General features: G+C 68.7%; 16 protein-coding genes. 11 read left to right on the top strand and 5 right to left on the bottom strand.

From position 1 onward, the window contains the following. Positions 1-12: 12 nt before the first annotated feature. Complete coding sequence (locus tag C507_RS0100940; protein ID WP_018697768.1) at positions 13-780, bottom strand: RibD family protein; 768 nt, start codon at positions 778-780, stop codon at positions 13-15. Between the two features lie 62 nt (positions 781-842). Between C507_RS0100940 and ribA the strand changes: the two genes are divergently transcribed. The 3 genes from ribA (at position 843) to C507_RS0100925 (ending at position 3,673) form a co-directional block, all read left to right on the top strand. Next, entirely contained in the window at positions 843-2,027 is a 1,185-nt protein-coding gene (ribA, locus tag C507_RS19955; protein ID WP_018697767.1) for a GTP cyclohydrolase II RibA, read from the top strand. 49 nt (positions 2,028-2,076) lie between these two features. Continuing rightward, a complete protein-coding gene (locus C507_RS0100930; protein WP_018697766.1) occupies positions 2,077-2,616 on the top strand; it encodes a cytochrome b in 540 nt (179 codons plus the stop codon). Between the two features lie 145 nt (positions 2,617-2,761). After that, positions 2,762-3,673 carry a LysR family transcriptional regulator gene (locus tag C507_RS0100925; RefSeq protein WP_018697765.1) on the top strand — a complete coding sequence of 304 codons (912 nt, stop codon included), beginning with the start codon at positions 2,762-2,764 and terminating at the stop codon, positions 3,671-3,673. Between the two features lie 18 nt (positions 3,674-3,691). On the opposite strand, the gene C507_RS0100920 is transcribed toward C507_RS0100925, so the two are convergent. Further along, positions 3,692-4,966, bottom strand: a complete 1,275-nt coding sequence (locus C507_RS0100920) for a GGDEF domain-containing protein (RefSeq protein ID WP_083923321.1) — start codon at positions 4,964-4,966, stop codon at positions 3,692-3,694. A 274-nt stretch (positions 4,967-5,240) separates the two neighbouring features. Between C507_RS0100920 and C507_RS0100915 the strand changes: the two genes are divergently transcribed. The 8 genes from C507_RS0100915 (at position 5,241) to C507_RS19950 (ending at position 15,019) form a co-directional block, all read left to right on the top strand. Then, entirely contained in the window at positions 5,241-5,717 is a 477-nt protein-coding gene (locus tag C507_RS0100915; RefSeq protein WP_040400490.1) for an NAD(P)H-dependent oxidoreductase subunit E, read from the top strand. A gap of 4 nt (positions 5,718-5,721) precedes the next feature. After that, positions 5,722-7,287 (top strand): formate dehydrogenase beta subunit, encoded by a 1,566-nt coding sequence (locus tag C507_RS0100910; RefSeq protein WP_018697762.1) that lies wholly within the window; start codon positions 5,722-5,724, stop codon positions 7,285-7,287. 31 nt (positions 7,288-7,318) lie between these two features. Continuing rightward, positions 7,319-10,156, top strand: a complete 2,838-nt coding sequence (fdhF, locus tag C507_RS0100905) for a formate dehydrogenase subunit alpha (RefSeq protein ID WP_018697761.1) — start codon at positions 7,319-7,321, stop codon at positions 10,154-10,156. Between the two features lie 2 nt (positions 10,157-10,158). Further along, positions 10,159-10,977: a formate dehydrogenase accessory sulfurtransferase FdhD gene (gene fdhD / locus C507_RS0100900; RefSeq protein WP_018697760.1), complete on the top strand. Its 819-nt coding sequence runs from the start codon at positions 10,159-10,161 to the stop codon at positions 10,975-10,977. A 22-nt stretch (positions 10,978-10,999) separates the two neighbouring features. Then, on the top strand, positions 11,000-11,221 hold the full coding sequence (locus C507_RS0100895; protein ID WP_018697759.1) for a formate dehydrogenase subunit delta: 222 nt from the start codon (positions 11,000-11,002) through the stop codon (positions 11,219-11,221). A gap of 155 nt (positions 11,222-11,376) precedes the next feature. Beyond that, entirely contained in the window at positions 11,377-12,234 is an 858-nt protein-coding gene (locus tag C507_RS0100890) for an FAD binding domain-containing protein (protein ID WP_018697758.1), read from the top strand. Continuing rightward, a complete protein-coding gene (locus tag C507_RS0100885) occupies positions 12,231-12,713 on the top strand; it encodes a (2Fe-2S)-binding protein (protein WP_018697757.1) in 483 nt (160 codons plus the stop codon). Before C507_RS0100890 ends, C507_RS0100885 begins: the two co-directional genes overlap by 4 nt. Continuing rightward, complete coding sequence (locus tag C507_RS19950; protein WP_018697756.1) at positions 12,713-15,019, top strand: xanthine dehydrogenase family protein molybdopterin-binding subunit; 2,307 nt, start codon at positions 12,713-12,715, stop codon at positions 15,017-15,019. The genes C507_RS0100885 and C507_RS19950 overlap by 1 nt, the downstream gene beginning before the upstream one ends. Before the next feature lie 21 nt (positions 15,020-15,040). On the opposite strand, the gene C507_RS0100875 is transcribed toward C507_RS19950, so the two are convergent. The 3 genes from C507_RS0100875 to C507_RS0100865 are packed head-to-tail and all read right to left on the bottom strand — an operon-like array spanning position 15,041 to position 18,416. Then, the gene (locus C507_RS0100875) at positions 15,041-15,772 is read right to left on the bottom strand and encodes an ABC transporter ATP-binding protein (protein ID WP_018697755.1); all 732 of its coding nucleotides are present in this window, start codon (positions 15,770-15,772) and stop codon (positions 15,041-15,043) included. Then, positions 15,769-16,530, bottom strand: coding sequence for an ABC transporter ATP-binding protein (locus C507_RS0100870; RefSeq protein ID WP_018697754.1), 762 nt, complete (start codon positions 16,528-16,530; stop codon positions 15,769-15,771). Before C507_RS0100870 ends, C507_RS0100875 begins: the two co-directional genes overlap by 4 nt. Beyond that, positions 16,527-18,416, bottom strand: coding sequence for an ABC transporter permease (locus C507_RS0100865; RefSeq protein ID WP_018697753.1), 1,890 nt, complete (start codon positions 18,414-18,416; stop codon positions 16,527-16,529). The genes C507_RS0100870 and C507_RS0100865 overlap by 4 nt, the downstream gene beginning before the upstream one ends. Between the last annotated feature and the right edge of the window lie 27 nt (positions 18,417-18,443).

The following is an 18,443-nucleotide window of genomic DNA, read 5'->3' as shown; positions in this document are numbered from 1 at the left end:
GCCGCCACGAGCTCAGCCCCTGAAATCGCAATCGTAGACGATCTCCGCGCCCAGCCGGCAGGCGGTGGTCTTCGGCCGCACCGCCTCATCGAGGCTATCAACGAACGGCAGGCTGATGCCCGCGCGGCCCGCACCGATGATGATCGGCGCCACCAGCAGATGCAGACGATCCAGGCAGCGGGCCTGGAGAAAGGCGGAGACCGTGGCGGCGCCGCCCTCCAGCAGCATCCGGCGATATCCCCGCTCCGCGACCGCCGCGCGGATGGCGGCCGGATCGAGGCGGCCGTTGCCGTCGAGCGGCAGGCGCACCAGGTCGACGTGGGCGGGCAGATCGACTTTTGTCGCCTCGCCGGTGATCAGGATCGTGCGCTGCTGCGTAGAAGTGATCATACGCGACGTGGCCGGCATTCGGCCCGTCGGATCGATGACCGCGCGGGCGGGGCTGCTGCCCTCGACGAACCGCACGTTGAGCTGGGGATCGTCGGCGACAACGGTGCCGACTCCGACGATCACGATGTCGACAAGGGCACGCAGACGGTGCAGATGAACGAGACAATCGCGCCCGTTTATGTAACGGGACTTGCCGGTGGACGTGGCGATGCGCCCATCGAGGGACTGGCCGAGCTGCGCGAGCAGCAGCGAGTTCCGTGCGTCCGTGTTGACGAGCGGACCGTAGAGGGCGTCCCAATGCGGCGGGATCGGCCCTCCCTCCTGCGCGGCCCGCAGGACGGATTGCCAGCCCTCGGTCTGCTCGGCCGCAGGCGCATCGGAAACTGTCACTGGGCCCTCATTGTCGATCGGGTCGGAACCTGCCCGGACTGGAAGTGCGAAGGAGTACCGTATTGACACAGCATCCGCTTCGCGGCCATCCGGACACCGCATCCCGCACCCATTCCGTCTCCTCCAAGGACGACGCCCCCACCGACAACGCGACAGCTGCGGGTGCCTCCTTCGGCGATCCGGCACTCGTCGAGGTGCACCGGGCTTGCGCGGAACTGCGCGCCGGACGCCCGCTCCTGATCGATGACAAGGGAGCGAGGACGGCCGTGATCGCCGTCGACGGTCTCAACGCTGCCAAGTTCGCGCTGTTCCGCGATCGCTTCGCCGCCGGCGATCCCTATCTCGTGATCACCGACCGTCGGGCCAGCGCCATCGGCCTCACCGCCTACGATCCAACCGCGGTGTCGATCCCCGAGGGCGCGACGCCGCAGGACCTGCTGACGCTGGCGGCCGGCTACGAGGTGCGGGTCGGACACACCAGCTGCGACGCCGGGGCACCCGGACTGGCAGCGATGGCCATCGCCAAGTGCGCCGAACTGCTGCCCGCCGTTGTTGCAGTGGCCGCTTCGGAGGGGGACCACGAGGGTGTTCTGACGATTGCCGCCGACATCGCCGTGGACTACCGCGAGCGCGTCGCCCGGACACTCAAGAAGGTTGCCGAAGCGCCGGTTCCGCTGCGTGGCGATATCCCGACCCGCTTCATCGTGTTCCGCGACATGATGGGCGGCACGGCCGTGGCCGTGGTGGTTGGCAACCCGGATCGGAACCAGCCGCTGCGCGTGCGGGTGCACTCGGCCTGCGCCACCGGCGACATCTTCGGATCCAAGCGTTGCGACTGCGGCGACCAGCTTCGCCTGGCCATCGAGCGTATCGACCAGCTGGGTGGCGGCTGCGTCATCTATCTCGACCAGGAAGGTCGCGGGCTGGGGCTCGCCAACAAGCTTCGCGCCTACAACCTCCAGGACCGGGGGTTGGACACCGTCGATGCCAACACCGCCCTCGGCTATCACGAGGACGAGCGCGACTACGCCGCTGCGGGCCGGATGATCTCGGAACTCGGATGGGAGAAGATCGTGCTTCTCACCAACAATCCGACCAAGATCGACGCGCTCAAGGCGGCCGGCCTCGATGTCGCCGGCCGAATACCGGTGCTTGCCCCTGTTCATTCCGGAAACCGGCGCTATCTCGAAGCAAAGGCCTTGCGCGCCGGCCACTATCTCGATCAGGTGGCAGGCGGAGACGACTGACCATCCGCCGCGTCCCATGCGGCCGGCTGAAACAGCCTGGAGGTGCCGCATGGACCGGTCGACCACGGTGGCCTACACGTCGACGCAACGGGCGCTGCACTGGATCACGGCACTCGCCGTGATTGCACTGCTGGCTGCCGGACTGGCCATGAATTCGGTCGGTCCGGGTCCCCTCATGAATCGGCTCTACGTGGTGCACTGGTCGCTTGGCGTGACCGTATTCCCGCTGGTGCTCGCGCGTCTCGCCATCCGTTTCTCCCGACCCGCACCCCCGCTTCCGGCTGACATGCCCGGCTGGCAGCGCCTGGCAGCCCATGCCAACCACTGGGTTCTCTATGCCATCCTGCTGGTGAACCCGGTTCTGGGCTACCTCACCAAGTCGGCCTTCGGCGGTCCCGTCACCTATTTCTGGATCGTCGACCTGCCGCCAGCGATCGACAAGAACCGGGCGCTGTTCGATCAGTTGTCCAGCGTTCATATCGTGCTCGGCTTCACGATGATCGCGGCCATCGCCGCCCATGTCGGCGCCGCGCTCTATCACGGCGTGGTGCGCCGCGACGGAATCCTGTCGCGGATGGTGACGGGCTGAGGCTGCCGCCGCGCGGGTAGCGCGAGGGCGGCGATTCCGCGATGCTTGTACCCGCAACGGTTCGCGGGAACGGATTCGCGGTTGCCTCCGCGACGCCGGCCCGGACGGCCAGGACCGGAGCCGGAACCGCCGGAAGGAAGCCACCTTGGACATCCGACAACTCAACTACCTGGTGGTTCTGGCACGCGAAAAACACTTCACGCGCGCCGCCGCATTGTGTGGCGTGACCCAGCCAACGCTATCGGGCCGCATCCGTCAGCTGGAGGACGAGCTTGGCATCCCGATCGTCAAGCGCGGACATCGCTTCCACGGGCTGACGCCAGAGGGCGAACAGATCGTCAGCCGGGCCAGCTCCATCCTGGAAGACTGGGAGGCGATGCAGCAGGACCTGGCGCGGATGAAGGGCCAGCTGAGCGGCCAGGTGACCCTCGGCGTCATCCCTTCCGCCCTGCCCCGGGTCGCGCTCCTGACCCGGCGAATCGGCGAGGCGTTTCCGGAAATCGGCTTTTCGATCCTGTCCATGTCGTCGGAGGACATCCGGCTCGGCCTGGACAATTTCCAGCTGGACGCCGGCATCACCTATCTCGACAACGAGCCGCTCAGCCAGGTGCGAAAAGCCCCCCTCTACCGGGAGCGCTCCCGCCTGATCACGCCCCGGGACCACCCGCTCGCCGAACGCGGCACGGTCACATGGGCGGAGGCTGCCGCCTATCCGCTTGCCCTCCTCACACCGGACATGCAGAACCGGCGCATCGTCAACGCCGCCTTCGTCGCGGCCGGAGCGACACCGATCGTCCGCATCGAGACGAACTCGATCATCGCGCTGGTCACTCACGTGCGCGACGGCCAGCTCGCCGCCGTCCTGCCGGAACTGTCCCTCGCCGCATTCGGGCCGCTCGACGGCATCACCGTGATCGATCTCGAGGAGCCGCATGTCGATCACGCAGTCGGGTTGGTGGTTCCCAATCGTGACCCGCTTTCGCCGCTGGTCGAAGCCGTCTACCGGGCGGCCCTCGACATCGACGCGGAACCGTTCACCCAATTCGCCGCATCGTGACGCCGCGCATGCGCCGGGTCAGGCCGGTTCGGGATCGAGCCGGCCACCGCGGCTGGCGTACATGGATCGGTCAGCTGCTTCGAGAAGGTCCGCGAGCGTCCTGCCATCCTCGCCGCCGATCGCAAGGCCGACGCTGACAGAGATGTGCCCGGCCGTTCCGCCGACTTCCAGCCCGGACGCGGCATCCCGGAACGCCCGCCCCAGACGCTCGGCCGGAAGACGGCCCGCGCCTGCAGCGATGACGACGAATTCATCGCCGCCATACCGGAACACCGGATCACTCTCGCGCCCCGATTTCCGGATCGCCTCGACGAACTCGCGCAGAAGCCGGTCGCCGGCGGCATGCCCAAACTCGTCGTTGACCTTCTTGAAGCCGTTCAGATCGATCATGAACAGGCTTACCGGCTCTTGCCGGGCCAGGCTGGCTTCGACCATCCCGGGTCCGAGATCGAAAAGGGCACGCCTGTTGCGGGCCCCGGTGAGTTCGTCCAGACGCGCCGTTTCCTGCATGGCTTCGAAGCGCTGCCGGTAGGTGAGGATATCGAACACGTCGGCCACCCGGTGTGGGCGCTCGGCGGCGTCGCGATGGTGCTCGAGAAGGCGGAGATAGGCCCAGAGCACGAGGCTGTAGACGCCGGCGGCCACGATCTTGCCGGCAAGCCCGCCCGCACCGGCGGAGAACGGAACGCCGAAGAAGGTGTAGAGCGCTGCAAAGAAGGCCACCTGATCGAAGATCAGCACCACGACGGCGCTGAGCCACATCCGCGAATAGAGATTCAGCCAGCGGACGGCCGTCAGTCGCTCGTAAAGCAGGATGATTGCGACGGAATCGACAAAGAGCAGCACCGTGCCCCAGACCGACAGCCAGGTGGATTCCGCGACCATGTCGATGGCGAATCCAGCCGCGTTGGAATCGATCCGCGTCTGGTGACTGACCAGGAGCACCACGAAGATGATGACGAAGTTGCCGATCAGCAGGCCGTAGATCGGCTGACGGACCGACTCCGCATCCTCGCGGATGTAGGCGAGCAGAAGCAGCAGCAGCTTGCCGGTGAACAGGATCACCGAGCCGGGCGTGTAGGTCATCGGCCCGATGGCCACGAACACGGTGATCGCGAGGTAGTTCTCGGCAAAGGTCAGCGCGCACAGGGCACAGAAGAAGGTCCCGATGCCCAGCGACCGGCGGTACCAGAACAGGGCAAGCATGATGGCGTAGTACACGCCGGCCTGCGCAAGCGCGTAGCCCAGATCCAGGCCCATGGAATCGGTCAGTCCCCGTAAACGATCGGGCATCAAACACCAAATTCGGGAGCTGTTCCATGGGAGGTTTACTGACGTTCGACGATCCGCCGAAAAACAAACGCCGATTGATAGGCGGCCCCTATGACGCCATCCGCAGAATCAATTTGAACCCTTCCAGAAAAGGCGAAACCCTCGGTAGCAGGATGGGGTAGCGACCGGTTTGGGACGGCGCATGCCCCGCGTTTCGTGCGTGGAGGATAGCATGCCGGGCTCGGTGAACGGCGACGATCACAGTGGTCGCGGCGCTCATGCGAGCCGGGCTGACGTGGATCCGCATGGCATCCAAGCCCTGTGTGCGTGCCACGAAAATCGGCCGGATGCGCTCCTTGAGATCCTCCACGCTGTGCAGCAACGCGTTGGCTACGTCCCCCCGGAGGCGCTTGCGACCATCGCCGCGGCCCTGAACCTGTCGCGCGCCGAGGTCCATGGCGTGGTCAGCTACTACCACGACTTTCATACCGCGCCTCAGGGCCGGCACGTCGTGAAGCTGTGCCGAGCGGAGGCCTGCCAGGCCGTCGGCGCGCAGGCGCTCTACGATCACATTTGCGCGAGTGAGGGTATCGGGACCGGCGGCACGACCACGGACGGAGCCTTGACCGTCGAAGCGGCCTACTGCCTCGGCAACTGCGCGCTGGGCCCGGCCGCCCTGGTCGACGGCCGCCTCGTCGCTCGGCTGACCCGGGAGCGGATCGACGCCATCGCGGCAGGCGCCCGCGCCGACGCGCCGCAGGCAGCGGAGTGAGGCCATGAGCGACCCCGTAATCGTCACCGTCCCGAAGGATGCCGCCGCCCGCTCGGTGGGCGCCGACGAGGTCGCCTCCGCCATCGCCGCGCAGGCGCAGGCGCGTGCCATCGACATCGTCGTGAAGCGCACCGGAACGCGCGGCTTGCTGTTCCTGGAGCCGCTGGTGGAGGTGGAGACCGAGGCGGGCCGCGTCGCCTACGGGCCGGTTAGCGCCGAGGACGTGCCGACCCTGTTCGGCTCCGGCTTTCCTAACGCAACCGGCCACCCGCTTCATCTCGGTCCGGTGGAGGAAATCCCCTATTTCGCGCGCCAGGAGCGGGTGACGTTCGGCCGCTGCGGCGTGATCGATCCGACGAGCGTTGCCGATTACCGGGCCCACGGTGGCTTCCGCGGCCTGCAGGCGGCACTGGCGAGGCCGGCAGCGGACGTGATCGAGGACGTGGTGGCCTCCGGCCTCCGCGGCCGGGGTGGCGCGGGGTTCCCGACCGGCATCAAGTGGCACACTGTCGCCGGCATCGAGGCGACGCAGAAATATGTCTGCTGCAACGCCGACGAGGGCGATTCCGGAACCTTCGCCGACCGCATCCTGATGGAAGGCGACCCGTTCCTGCTGATCGAGGGCATGACGATTGCCGGCCTCGCCGTCGGCGCCGATACCGGCTTCGTCTACATCCGGTCCGAATATCCCGACGCGGTCGCTGCGATGCGCACGGCGATTAAAGCCTGCGAGGCCGACGGGACGTTGGGCGACGACATCCTCGGCTCGGGCCGCCGCTTCCGGCTCGCCGTGCGCGTCGGCGCCGGCTCCTATGTGTGCGGCGAGGAGTCGGCGATGCTCGACAGCCTCGAAGGCAAGCGCGGCATCGTGCGCGCCAAGCCGCCGATCCCGGCGATCGCCGGCCTGTTCGGCCAGCCCACCGTGGTCAACAACGTGCTGTCCTTCGCCGCCGTGCCATCCATCCTGGCCGACGGTCCGGATCGCTACGAGGCCTTCGGCACAGGCCGTTCCCGCGGCACCATGCCGTTCCAGCTGGCCGGCAACATCGCCCGCGGCGGACTGGTAGAGCTGCCGTTCGGCATCACGCTGAAGGAGCTGGTCGAAGACTTTGGTGGCGGCACCCTCTCAGGCCGACCGGTGCGCGCGGTGCAGGTGGGCGGCCCGCTTGGCGCCTACGTGCCGGCCTGGCGGATGGACCTGCCGATGGACTACGAGGCCTTCGCCGAGGCCGGCTTCATGCTGGGCCACGGCGGGCTGGTGGTGTTCGACGAAAGCGTCGACATGGCCGAGCAGGCGCGCTTCGCCTTTGAATTCTGCGCCATCGAATCCTGCGGCAAGTGCACGCCCTGCCGCATCGGCGCGGTGCGCGGCCGCGAGACGGTGGAGAAGATCCTGGCCGGCGAGGACGTCGCCGCCAACGTGGCCATCGTGGAAGATCTCTGCACGCTGATGACCGACGCCTCCATGTGCGCCATGGGCGGCCTCACGCCGATGCCGGTGATGAGCGCCCTCACCCATTTTCCAGAAGACTTCGACCGGGCCGCCGCCGCGCAGGCCGCAGCCGAATGACGCGCGCCGGCAGCAAGGACGGGAGACCCCGATGACGCTCCTCAAGGAAACCGACTACGGGACGCCGGCCAAGGACACCGGGACGACGGTCACGCTGCGCATCGACAGCCACGAGATCACCGTGCCGGAAGGCACCTCAGTGATGCGGGCGGCCGTGGAGGCCGGGATCTCTATCCCGAAGCTCTGCGCAACCGATTCCGTCGAGCCGTTCGGCTCCTGCCGCCTCTGCCTGGTCGAGGTGGAGGGCCGGCGCGGTACGCCCGCCTCCTGCACGACGCCGGTGGCGGACGGCATGGTGGTGAAGACCCAGACACCGCGCCTGGAGGCGCTGCGCAAGGGGGTGATGGAGCTCTACATCTCCGACCACCCGCTCGACTGCCTGACCTGTTCCGCCAACGGCGACTGCGAACTGCAGGACATGGCCGGCGACGTCGGCCTGCGCGAGGTGCGCTACGGTTACGAGGGCGACAATCATCTCGGCCAGGACAAGGACGTCTCCAACCCCTACTTCCAGTTCGATCCGTCCAAGTGCATCGTCTGCTCGCGCTGCGTGCGCGCCTGCGAGGAGGTCCAGGGCACCTTTGCGCTGACCATCGAGGGGCGCGGCTTCGAATCGAAGGTCTCCCCCGGCGCCGCGTTCGACGACTTCCTGTCGTCGGAGTGCGTCTCCTGCGGCGCCTGCGTCCAGGCTTGTCCGACCGCGACGCTGCAGGAGAAGGCCGTGGTCGACCACGGCGTACCGAACCGTACCGTTCTCACCACCTGCGCCTATTGCGGCGTCGGCTGCTCCTTCAAGGCCGAGCTGAAGGGCGAGGAGGTCATCCGCATGGTGCCGTACAATGACGGCGGCGCCAACGAGGGCCATTCCTGCGTGAAGGGCCGCTTCGCTTTCGGCTACGCCACCCACAAGGACCGGGTCACCACGCCGATGGTGCGCGACACGATCCAGGATCCGTGGCGACCGGTCTCCTGGGACGAGGCGATCGCCTTCACCGCCGACCGGTTCAAGGCGCTTCAGGACAGGCACGGGCGTGGCGCCATCGGCGCGATCACCTCCTCGCGCTGCACCAACGAGGAAGTCTACGTCGTCCAGAAGCTGGTGCGCGCCGCCTTCCACAACAACAACGTCGACACCTGCGCCCGGGTCTGCCACTCGCCGACGGGCTACGGGCTGAAGACGGCCTTCGGCACCTCCGCCGGCACCCAGAACTTCAAGTCGGTGGAGACGACCGACGTGGTGATGGTGATCGGCGCGAACCCCACCGACGGGCACCCGGTGTTCGCCTCGCGGATGAAGAAGCGCCTGCGCGAGGGTGCGAAGCTCATCGTCGTCGACCCGCGCCGGATCGACCTGGTGCGCTCGCCGCACATCAGCGCCGCGCATCACCTGCAGCTGCGTCCCAGCACCAACGTGGCGGTGATGAACGCCATCGGCCACGTCATCGTGACGGAAGGCCTCGTCGACCGCGCCTTCGTGGAGGAGCGCTGCGACCCGGTCTCCTTCGGCCGCTGGGAGGCGTTCATCGCCGGTCCGGAGAACAGCCCGGAGGCCGTGGAGGAGACCACCGGCGTACCGGCGGAAGATTTGCGCGCCGCCGCCCGGCTCTATGCCACCGGCGGCAACGGCGCGATCTATTACGGGCTGGGCGTCACCGAACACAGCCAAGGCTCCACCATGGTGATGGCCATGGCGAACCTGGCGATGGCCACCGGCAATCTCGGCCGCGAAGGCGTCGGCGTGAACCCGCTGCGTGGCCAGAACAATGTGCAGGGCTCGTGCGACATGGGCTCCTTCCCGCACGAGTTTCCGGGCTACCGCCATGTCGGCGAGACGGCGGTGCGCGATCTGTTCGAGGCGCGTTGGGGCGTGGCCCTCGATGCCGAGCCGGGCCTGCGCATTCCCAACATGCTGGCGGCAGCGCTCGACGGTTCCTTCAAGGGGCTTCTGGTCCAGGGCGAGGATATCGCCCAGTCGGATCCCGACACCCAGCACGTGACGGCTGGGCTGGAGGCAATGGAGTGCGTGGTCGTGCAGGACCTGTTCCTGAACGAAACAGCCGCCTACGCCCACGTCTTCCTGCCCGGGACCTCATTCCTGGAAAAGGATGGAACGTTCACCAACGCAGAACGCCGCATCAACCGGGTGCGGCCGGTGATGGCGTCCAAGACCGGCCTGCAGGAGTGGGAGGTGATCGCCCGCATCGCGCGCGCCATGGGCTATGACATGAGCTACGCGTCCGGCGCGGAGATCATGGACGAGATCGCCGCCGTGACGCCGACTTTCGCCGGGGTTTCGTTCGAGCGCCTCGACGCGGCCGGATCGCTGCAGTGGCCATGCAACGAGAATGCGCCGGACGGCACGCCGACCATGCACGTGGACGGGTTCTCGCGCGGGCGCGGCCAGTTCTCGCTGACCAAGTTCGTGCCGACGGAGGAGCGCACCAACCGCTTCTACCCGCTGATCCTGACCACCGGCCGCATCCTGTCGCAGTACAATGTCGGCGCCCAGACGCGGCGCACGGCGAACTCGGTCTGGCACCCGGAGGACATGCTGGAGCTGCACCCGCATGACGCGGAGGTGCGTGGCATCGAGGACGGGGCGATGGTCTCCATCGCCTCGCGCAAGGGCGCCACGACGCTGCGCGCGAAGATCACCGACCGGATGCCGCAGGGCGTGGTCTACACGACCTTCCACCACCCGGTGAGCGGCGCCAACGTCATCACCACGGAGAACTCCGACTGGGCCACCAACTGCCCGGAATACAAGGTGACGGCGGTGCAGGTGACGCTGTCCAACCAGCCGTCGGACTGGCAGCTGGAGCATGACCGGCGCAGGTCCGAGACCGTCGTCATCGAGGCGGCGGAGTGAGGATGGCCGTCCCTGCCCGGCCGCTTTCGCCGATGACCGGCGCGCGATCCGCCGGCGCGCGCGTGAAGACGCGGGTGTCGCGCCCGGATGGAACCACCACCGAGGGCGTGTGGGCGCTCGCGGAGGAAATCCCGCTGGAGGTCCGCGTCAACGACACGCCGCACGCGGTGATGATGGTGACGCCGGCGGACCTGGAGGACTTCGCCATCGGCTTCGCGCTGACGGAGGCCATCGTCGATGACGTGGCCGCGATCGAAAACATTGCCATCACGAGCGAGACCGACGGCATGATCGCCCGGCTGACGATCCCCGAAACGGCGCTGTCTGCCGGCATCGAGCGCGGCCGCGGTCTCGCCGGCCGCTCGGGCTGCGGCGTCTGCGGCGTCACGGCACTGGGCGATGCGGTGCGCGCGCCAAAGCCGGTGTCGGCGCGCCCGGCGATCGCACCCGGGGCCATCGCGGCCGCCTTTGCCGCGCTCTCGGGTCACCAGCCGCTGAACCGGGTGAACCATTCCGTGCACGCCGCCGCCCTCGCTTCGCCCGACGGGACCATCGTCGAGGCACGCGAGGATGTCGGCCGGCACAACGCCCTCGACAAGCTGATCGGCGCGCTGGCGCGCGACGGACGGCTTCCGGTGCATGGTTTCATCGTGCTGTCCAGCCGGGCGAGCTTCGAAATGGTGCTGAAGGCAGCCGTCGCCGGTGCGCCGCTGATCGCGTCGGTATCGGCACCGACGACGCTGGCGCTCGACTGCGCACGCCAGGCCGGCGTGAAGCTTGCCGCCGCCGGGCCGGACGACAGTGTCGTGGTAATCGACTGACGCCGGACAGGAGGACCAAGCGATGGACACTGAAGACCTCGTCCGCATGGCGAACCAGATCGCCGACTACTTTTCCGCCTACACCCACGCGGAAGCCGTGGACGGCATTGCCGATCACATCCAGAAATTCTGGGATCCGCGCATGCGCCGGGGGCTGCTGGCCCACATCGAGGCCGGCGGGGCCGAGCTCGACCCGCTGGTGATGGAAGCCGCGCGCCAGCTCACCATGCCCGCCGACGCCTGATCCGGAGCGCCCATCCGGGCTCTCGATGCGGCGTCCGCCTCCCCGGTGCAACATTTCCGCATTGCCATCGGGGGCTCCAGCCTCAAAATCGGAGGGTTTCCGCGCTCCTGCGATTCGCGCAGGCGCCGTTCGACCGCTGACCGGACACGGGTGAATTGACCCCGGCTTCCTTCGATCATCACGCGCCCAGGACCATCGACGAGGCGCTCGGCCTGCTGGCTCAGGCCGGCGGCGACGCCCGCATCCTGGCCGGCGGGCAGAGCCTCGTGCCTGCCATGGCGTTCCGGCTGGCGCAGCCGTCCGTGCTGGTTGATATCAACCGGCTCACCGACGCGCCGGGTCTGGTGGAGGAAAGCGACCGGCTGGAAATCGGCCCGCTGGTGCGCCATGAGACGCTGCGCCGGATGCCGTCGCGCACACCGCTCGGGGAGGTGCTTGCCCACCTGGCCGACCATATCGGCACCTGGCCGGTGCGCACGCGCGGCACCTTCTGCGGCAGCCTCGCCCACGCAGATCCCGCATCCGAATGGGGCCTGGCGGTGGTGGCCCTCGACGCCAACCTGACGCTGGAAAGCGCCTCGGACGGACCCCGTTCGGTTCCCGCGTCGGAGTTTTTCGCCGGCATGCAGATGACGGCGGCGCGCGAGGAAGAGATGCTGACCGCGGTAACCATACCGGCGCTGCCCGCAACCGCGCGCTGGGGCTTCGCGGAATTCGGCCGCCGCACCGGCGACTTCGCCACCGTGCTGGCCCTCGTGGTGCACGAGCTGAAGGGCGGACGGATGACCGGCGTTCGCATTGCCGTGGGTGGGGTGGAGGACGTGCCGCGTCGGCTCGGTCCGGCGGAAGAGGCGCTGGAAGGGGCCGCGCCGAGCAAGGTGCGCTTCGAACAGGCCGCCGAAATCGCCTCGGAGATCGTAGAACCGCTGGAGGATCCGCTGTCCGATGCCCTGCACCGACGCGAACTGGTGCGGGAAATGGTGCTTCGAGCCCTGCAGCGGTCGACACGATGAGCCAGATACGACCGCTCAGCTTCCGCCTCAACGGCGTCGACACCAGCGTGACCGTCGAACCGCGCCGCACCGTGGCGGAGATGCTGCGCAGCGACCTGCGGCTTTCCGGCACGACCGTCGGCTGCGAACAGGGCTCCTGCGGCTCCTGCACGGTGATCGTGGACGGCGAACCGGTGCGCGCCTGTACTCTGTTCGCCGTTCAGCTGGAGGGCCGCGAACTGCGCACCATCGAGGGCCTCGCGCGCGACGGCAGCATCCAGGCGCTGCAGGAAGCCTTCGTGGAGGAGGACGCGGTCCAGTGCGGCTTCTGCACGTCCGGGTTTCTGGTGCTGGCAGCAGCGGCACTGGAGAGCGATCCCTTCATCGAGGATGAGGCGATCGATGCGCTGGTTTCCGCAAACCTGTGCCGCTGCACCGGCTACGGCCCGATCCGCCGCGCCGTGCGCAAGGCGGCCAAGACGACGCGGCGGGCCACCTGATGCGCCATCTCGGACGCCCCCTTCCCCGCCTCGAGGCCAGTCCGCTGGTATCCGGCCGTGGCCTGTTCACCGGCTCGATGCAGGCCGGCGACCATCTCGCCATGCGGCTCGTGCGCTCGCCCTTCGCTCATGCCCGGGTCACAAGCGTCGATGTGTCGGGTGCGCTGGCCCTGCCGGGCGTGGTCGCCGCCTGGAGCTGGTCGGACCTCGGCGACCTGCCGCCGATCAGCTACCGCACTGGCGATACCGGCCGCCTCGACGGCTTCCGCCAACCCGTTCTGGCAAGCGACCTCGTCCGCTATGTCGGCGAACCCATCGCCGTGGTCTTTGCCGAGGATCCGGCCACTGCCGAGGATGCGGCGGACCAGGTGGACTTCCGCGCAGAGCTTCTCGACGCCTTCATCCATCCGGTGACGAGCGCGCTGGGCGGTAGCAGCGACCACGCAACGGTAGCGCTCGTCGAGCAGGGTTTCGGCGACGTCGAGCACGCCATCGCCAGCGCCGACATCGTCGTGGAACTGGAGCTGGAAGTCGGCCGTCAGGCCGCCATGCCCCTGGAACCACGTGGCCTCATCGCGCGGTGGGACGGCGCGCGCAATCTTCTGGAGATCACGGGCGCGGCCAAGATCCCGCACATCGACCGCGATCTCCTGGCCGACCAGATCGGGCGACCTGCTTCTCGTATCGTGCTGGCGGAAGGTCATGTCGGCGGTGGTTTCGGCGCACGCGGCGAGATCGGCCCGGAGGACGTTCTCGCCTGTCTCGGCGCCCTGCGGCTCGGGCGGCCGGTCGCCTGGCTCGAGGACCGGCGCGAGCACATGACCGCCGCCCCGCAGGCGCGCGGCCAGCGCCATATCGCCCGCGTCGCGGCACAGGACGACGGCCGGCTGGTGGCCATGGACGTGACGTTCATGATCGACCAGGGCGCCTATCTGAGGCCTGACGGGCTGCGCATCGCCGAACTGACCGCCGCGATGCTGCAGGGCCCCTACCGGCTCGATGCCTTCCGCGCGCTCGGAGACGTACGGCTGACCAACAAGACACCGGCGGGCCCCTATCGCGGCGCCGGACGGGTCGAGGGCACCTTCGTGCGCGAACGTCTTGTCGATGCCGTGGCCGACCGGCTGGGCCTAGATCCCGTTGCCGTGCGACGGCGCAACCTGGTCGCCGCCGAGGAGATGCCGGCAGCGCGGGGCGTGACGCTGGGCGAGGTCCCCGTGGTCTACGATTCCGGCGACTATGCGCTGCTTCTCAAGCGGGCCGAACAGACCTTCGCTCTGGAACGGCTGCGCAAGCGCACCCGGACGCGGCGCTCCAAGGGGGAAGCCGTCGGCTTCGGACTGGCCTTTTTCGTGGACCGGTCGGGCGGCGGCAGCGGCGACGGCGTGCGCATTTCCGTCGACGATACCGGCACGGTGGAGGTCGTCACCGGCGCTGCCGATCTCGGCCAGGGGCTGGAAACTGCGGTGGCCCAGATCGTCGCCGACATTCTTGCGGTTCCCTACACCGACGTGCGTGTGGTCCACGGCCGCACCGATGCCATCGGCTTCGGCCAGGGGGCAGAGGCTTCGCGCAGCACGGTGATGACCGGCACGGCAGCCCAGCAGGCGGCCGAAAAGGTCCGCGAAAAGGCACTTGCCGCCGCCGCCGCCCTGATCGGCGTGTCGGCCGACCGGTTGATGCTGGACGAGGGAGAGGTGCGCCCCATCGAGCATTCCGACGCTCCGGGCCTGCCCATCGGTGCCATCGCCCACGCCCTCAGGCCCGACCGCGCCGCGGCCCTGGCCCTGCCGCATTCGCCGGACAGCGCCGGCCTGTCCGCCGAAGCCTGGGTGTCGCTCGACAGCCCGACCTATCCTTACGGGCTCGCCGCCGCCGTGGTTGCCGTCGACGAGGAGACCGGAGCGGCGACGGTCGAGCGCTTCTTCGTCGCCGCCGACGTGGGCAACGCCGTCAATCCGAAACTCGTCGAGAGCCAGCTTGCCGGCGGCGCGGTCCAGGGGATCGGCGGCGCGCTGTCGGAAGAGCTTCTGTTCACCGCAACCGGCGAGCCCGTCGCCATCAGCTTTGCCGACTATGCTCTGCCCACCGCCGACCAGGTACCGGACATCGAGTGCCTGATCACCGACGACGCCCCCTCGCCCCTGACGCCGCTCGGTCTCAAGGGGGCCGGCGAACTCGGTATCAACGGTGCGGGTGCGGCGATTGCGGCGGCCATCGACGAGGCCATCGGTACGCCGGGCGCGGTCACGCACCTGCCGGTGACGCCGGCCCGGCTGCGCGCGGTTCTGCGCGGCGTGAGCTGACTGCCGGCATCACGCCATCGATTAGACGCCTAAATACCGGGCCTGCGCATCCGCATCGGCAGCGAGATCGGCCATGGGGCCGGTGTAGCGGACCTCGCCCTTTTCGAGGACATAGACCCGGTCGGCGACCTCGGTCGCGAAGCCGAGATTCTGCTCCGAGACCAGCACCGACAGCCCCGCCTCCTTCATCTCCCGGACCGTGCGCGCCATCTCGCGCACGATCAGGGGCGCGACGCCTTCGGACGGTTCGTCCAGGAGCAGAAGCAGCGGATTGCCCATGAGCGTGCGGGCAACGGTGAGCATCTGCTGCTCGCCGCCCGACATCTGGCCGCCCGCGCGGCCCGGCATCCGGCCGAGATTCGGAAAGAGGTCGTAGAGCCGCTCCGGCGTCCAGCTCGGAGCCGGCGTGCCGTCCGGCCAGGTGCGCGGCGGATGGCGGCCGACGTCGAGATTTTCCTCCAGGGTCAGGCCGGCGAAGATGCGCCGGTCCTCCGGCACGTAACCGACACCGGCCCGGGCGATGCGGTGCGGCGAAAGCCCGAGGATGGAGTGACCGAACAGGCGCACGTCGCCTTTGACCGTCCCCATCAGGCCCATGACGGATTTCAGCGTCGTGGACTTGCCGGCGCCGTTGCGGCCCATGAGGGCGACGACCTCGCCGCGACCCACGGCGAGATCCAGGCCGTACAGCACCTGCGCCGCGCCGTAGGAGGCTTCGAGGCCCGTCACCTGCAGGACCGGATCGCCGTTCATGGGCCGTCCTCCGTGTCCGTCGTCGTGCCGAGATAGTGCGCCTGGACGAGCGGATCGGCGCGGACCGCCTCGGGCGCGCCTTGCGCGATCAGCCGTCCCTCGGCGAGCACCAGGATCCGATCGGCGAAAGCGAAGACCACGTCCATGGAATGCTCGGTGAAGAGAACGGCCGTGCCGTCCGCGTCCACCACCCGCCGGGTCAGGCTGACGAGATCGGCGCGCTCCTGCGGTGCCATGCCGGCGGCCGGCTCGTCCATCAGGAGAAGCCGTGGCCGGTTGGCCAATGCCACGGCGAGCTCCAGGCGCTTCAGGTCGCCATAAGCGAGCGTGCGCGCCGCCCGATCGGCCTCACCGGCAAGACCGACGCGATCCAGCAGCGCCAGCGCCTCGCCCCGGCGGCGGCGAGGCACGCCTCGCAGGAAGCGGAAGATCTCGCGGTTCGCCGAGAGAAGCGCCATCTGGACGTTCTCCACCACGGTCATGCTCTGGAAGACGGCCGCGATCTGGAACGTGCGCCCGATGCCCATGCGGAACAGACGGCGCGGGCCGATGCCGACAATGCTGGCGCCATCAAAGGAGATGCCGCCTGCATCCGGCGCGAGTTGGCCGTTGATAAGATTGAAGCAGGTCGACTTGCCGGCACCGTTCGGACCGATGAGCGCGACGACCTCGCCGGCCTCGACTGTGAAGCCGACGCCATCGAGCGCGACGACACCGCCGAAGTGTTTCGTCAGGCCCGCAACGTGGAGGAGGCTCATGGCCGCGCCCTCCGCAGGTGCCGCCCGAGTGCACCGACACCGCCCATGATGCCGCCGGGCTGAACCAGCACGATGAGCAGGATGATGCCGCCGAGCGCGGCGCGCCAGTAATCGGTCGTGCGTGACACGGTGTCGGAGAGCCAGGTGAAGACGCTGGCCCCGACGATGGGGCCCAGCAGCGAGTGAACGCCGCCGAGGAGCACCATGGCGAGGCCGTCCACCGATTCCGCGATGGAGGCGATCTCCGGCGAGACGGAGCCCTTGGCGAAGGCAAACAGCGCGCCGGCGAGCCCGGCGAAGACACCGGCCAGGATGAAGGCAAGCCAGTGGACCCGGAAGACGCCGATGCCGATCGCCTCGGCCCGGAGCGGCGAATCCCGACCGGCCCGCATGGCATAGCCGAAGGGCGAGAAGAGCGCGGTCCTGAGCGCCAGAAGGCCCGCAACGGTAACGCCGAGCGCCAGGAGGTAGAAGCCGGCCCGGCTGTCGAACGGGGCGGCAGGCCACGCCCCGAAGATGCCGTTGGAGCCGCCGGTCAGGCCCTCCCACTGGTAGAGGATCGACCAGACGATCTGCGCGAAGGCCAGCGTCAGCATGGCGAGGTAGACGCCGGAGAGCCGCACCGAGAACCAACCGAAGAGTGCCGCCCCTGCCCCACCGGCGGTCGGCGCAATGAGCATGGCCGGCCCCATCGGCAGGCCAAGCCGGGTGACGGCGATGGCCGTGGCGTAGGCGCCGAGGCCGAAATAGGCCGCGTGGCCGAAGGAATGCAGGCCGGCCGGCCCCATGATGAAATGAAGGCTCGCGGCGAAGAGCACGGCGATCAGGATGTCGGTGGCCAGAACCAGCGTGTAGGGCGAGCCAGTGGCCGCCAGCGGCAGTGCGGCAAGACACGCCAGCACGGCGACTGCGGCGATCCGGGCCGGGGTGCCAGCGGGGCGCAGCGGCGCCTCCGGCTCGCCGCCTTCGCGGACGTGGACCGGCGGCCGCCCGAGCAGGCCGTAGGGCCGGACGATAAGCACCACGGCCATCACCACGAACTCGGCGACCAGGGTAAACTTTGAGAGGTTGAGTGCCACGCCGAAGACCGAGACCTGGCCGATGGCAATGCACAGCGCCTTGATCTCGGCGATCAGGATGGCGGCGAGGAAGGCACCAGGCAGCGAGCCCATGCCGCCGACCACGGTGACGACGAAGGCGTCGGCGATGACCTCGAGATCAAGGGTCAGCGTCGCCGGCTGACGGGGAAGCTGAAGCGCTCCGCCGAGGCCGGCAAGCGCTGCCGCAAGCGCGAAGACGGCGGTGAAGAGGAGCGCCTGGTTGACGCCGAGCGCGCCGACCATTTCGCGATCCTCCGTGGCGGCACGGATCAGGCGGCCGAAGCGGCTGCGGGTGACGACCAGGTGCAGGGCAAGAAGCACCAGCGGCCCGGCGGCGATGAGGAAGAGGTCGTAGCTCGGGAAGCGGCGGTCCAGAATCGTGACGGCACCCGACAAGCCCGGCGCGCGGGGGCCGAGCAGGTCTTCCGGCCCCCACAGGAAGAGCGCCAGGTCGTTGAGGACCAGCAAGATGGCGAAGGTCGACAGGAGCTGGAACAGCTCCGGCGCGCGATAGAGGCGGCGCAGGATGGCGACTTCCAGAACGGCACCCAGGAGGCCGACGCCGAGCGCCGCCACGACGATGCCGCCCCAGAAGCCGAGCGCGCCGCCGAGGCTGGTGGCCAGCGTCCACGCCGCGTAAAGCCCCAGCATCATGAAAGAGCCGTGGGCCAGGTTGACGATACGCGTGACGCCGAAGACCAGCGACAGGCCCGCCGCCACCATGAACAGGGTCGAGGCCTGGGCGAGACCGTTGAGCCCCTGAAAGAGGAGCGCTTCGAGGCTCATGGCGCGCTGCGGTCCCTGCGGAAGGTT

The sequence above is a fragment of the Amorphus coralli DSM 19760 genome, assembly GCF_000374525.1.
GTDB lineage: Bacteria > Pseudomonadota > Alphaproteobacteria > Rhizobiales > Amorphaceae > Amorphus > Amorphus coralli.
This window is presented reverse-complemented; position numbering and strand designations above follow the sequence as displayed.

Bases quoted from the DNA above. Each gene is read 5' to 3' on its own strand.
- C507_RS0100930 (WP_018697766.1), top strand. From the start codon at position 2,077: ATGGACCGGTCGACCACGGTGGCCTACACGTCGACGCAACGGGCGCTG.
- C507_RS0100920 (WP_083923321.1), bottom strand. From the start codon at position 4,966: ATGCCCGATCGTTTACGGGGACTGACCGATTCCATGGGCCTGGATCTG.
- C507_RS0100910 (WP_018697762.1), top strand. From the start codon at position 5,722: ATGAGCGACCCCGTAATCGTCACCGTCCCGAAGGATGCCGCCGCCCGC.
- fdhF (WP_018697761.1), top strand. From the start codon at position 7,319: ATGACGCTCCTCAAGGAAACCGACTACGGGACGCCGGCCAAGGACACC.
- fdhD (WP_018697760.1), top strand. From the start codon at position 10,159: ATGGCCGTCCCTGCCCGGCCGCTTTCGCCGATGACCGGCGCGCGATCC.
- C507_RS0100895 (WP_018697759.1), top strand. From the start codon at position 11,000: ATGGACACTGAAGACCTCGTCCGCATGGCGAACCAGATCGCCGACTAC.
- C507_RS0100885 (WP_018697757.1), top strand. From the start codon at position 12,231: ATGAGCCAGATACGACCGCTCAGCTTCCGCCTCAACGGCGTCGACACC.
- C507_RS19950 (WP_018697756.1), top strand. From the start codon at position 12,713: ATGCGCCATCTCGGACGCCCCCTTCCCCGCCTCGAGGCCAGTCCGCTG.
- C507_RS0100875 (WP_018697755.1), bottom strand. From the start codon at position 15,772: ATGAACGGCGATCCGGTCCTGCAGGTGACGGGCCTCGAAGCCTCCTAC.
- C507_RS0100870 (WP_018697754.1), bottom strand. From the start codon at position 16,530: ATGAGCCTCCTCCACGTTGCGGGCCTGACGAAACACTTCGGCGGTGTC.
- C507_RS0100865 (WP_018697753.1), bottom strand. From the start codon at position 18,416: ATGAGCCTCGAAGCGCTCCTCTTTCAGGGGCTCAACGGTCTCGCCCAG.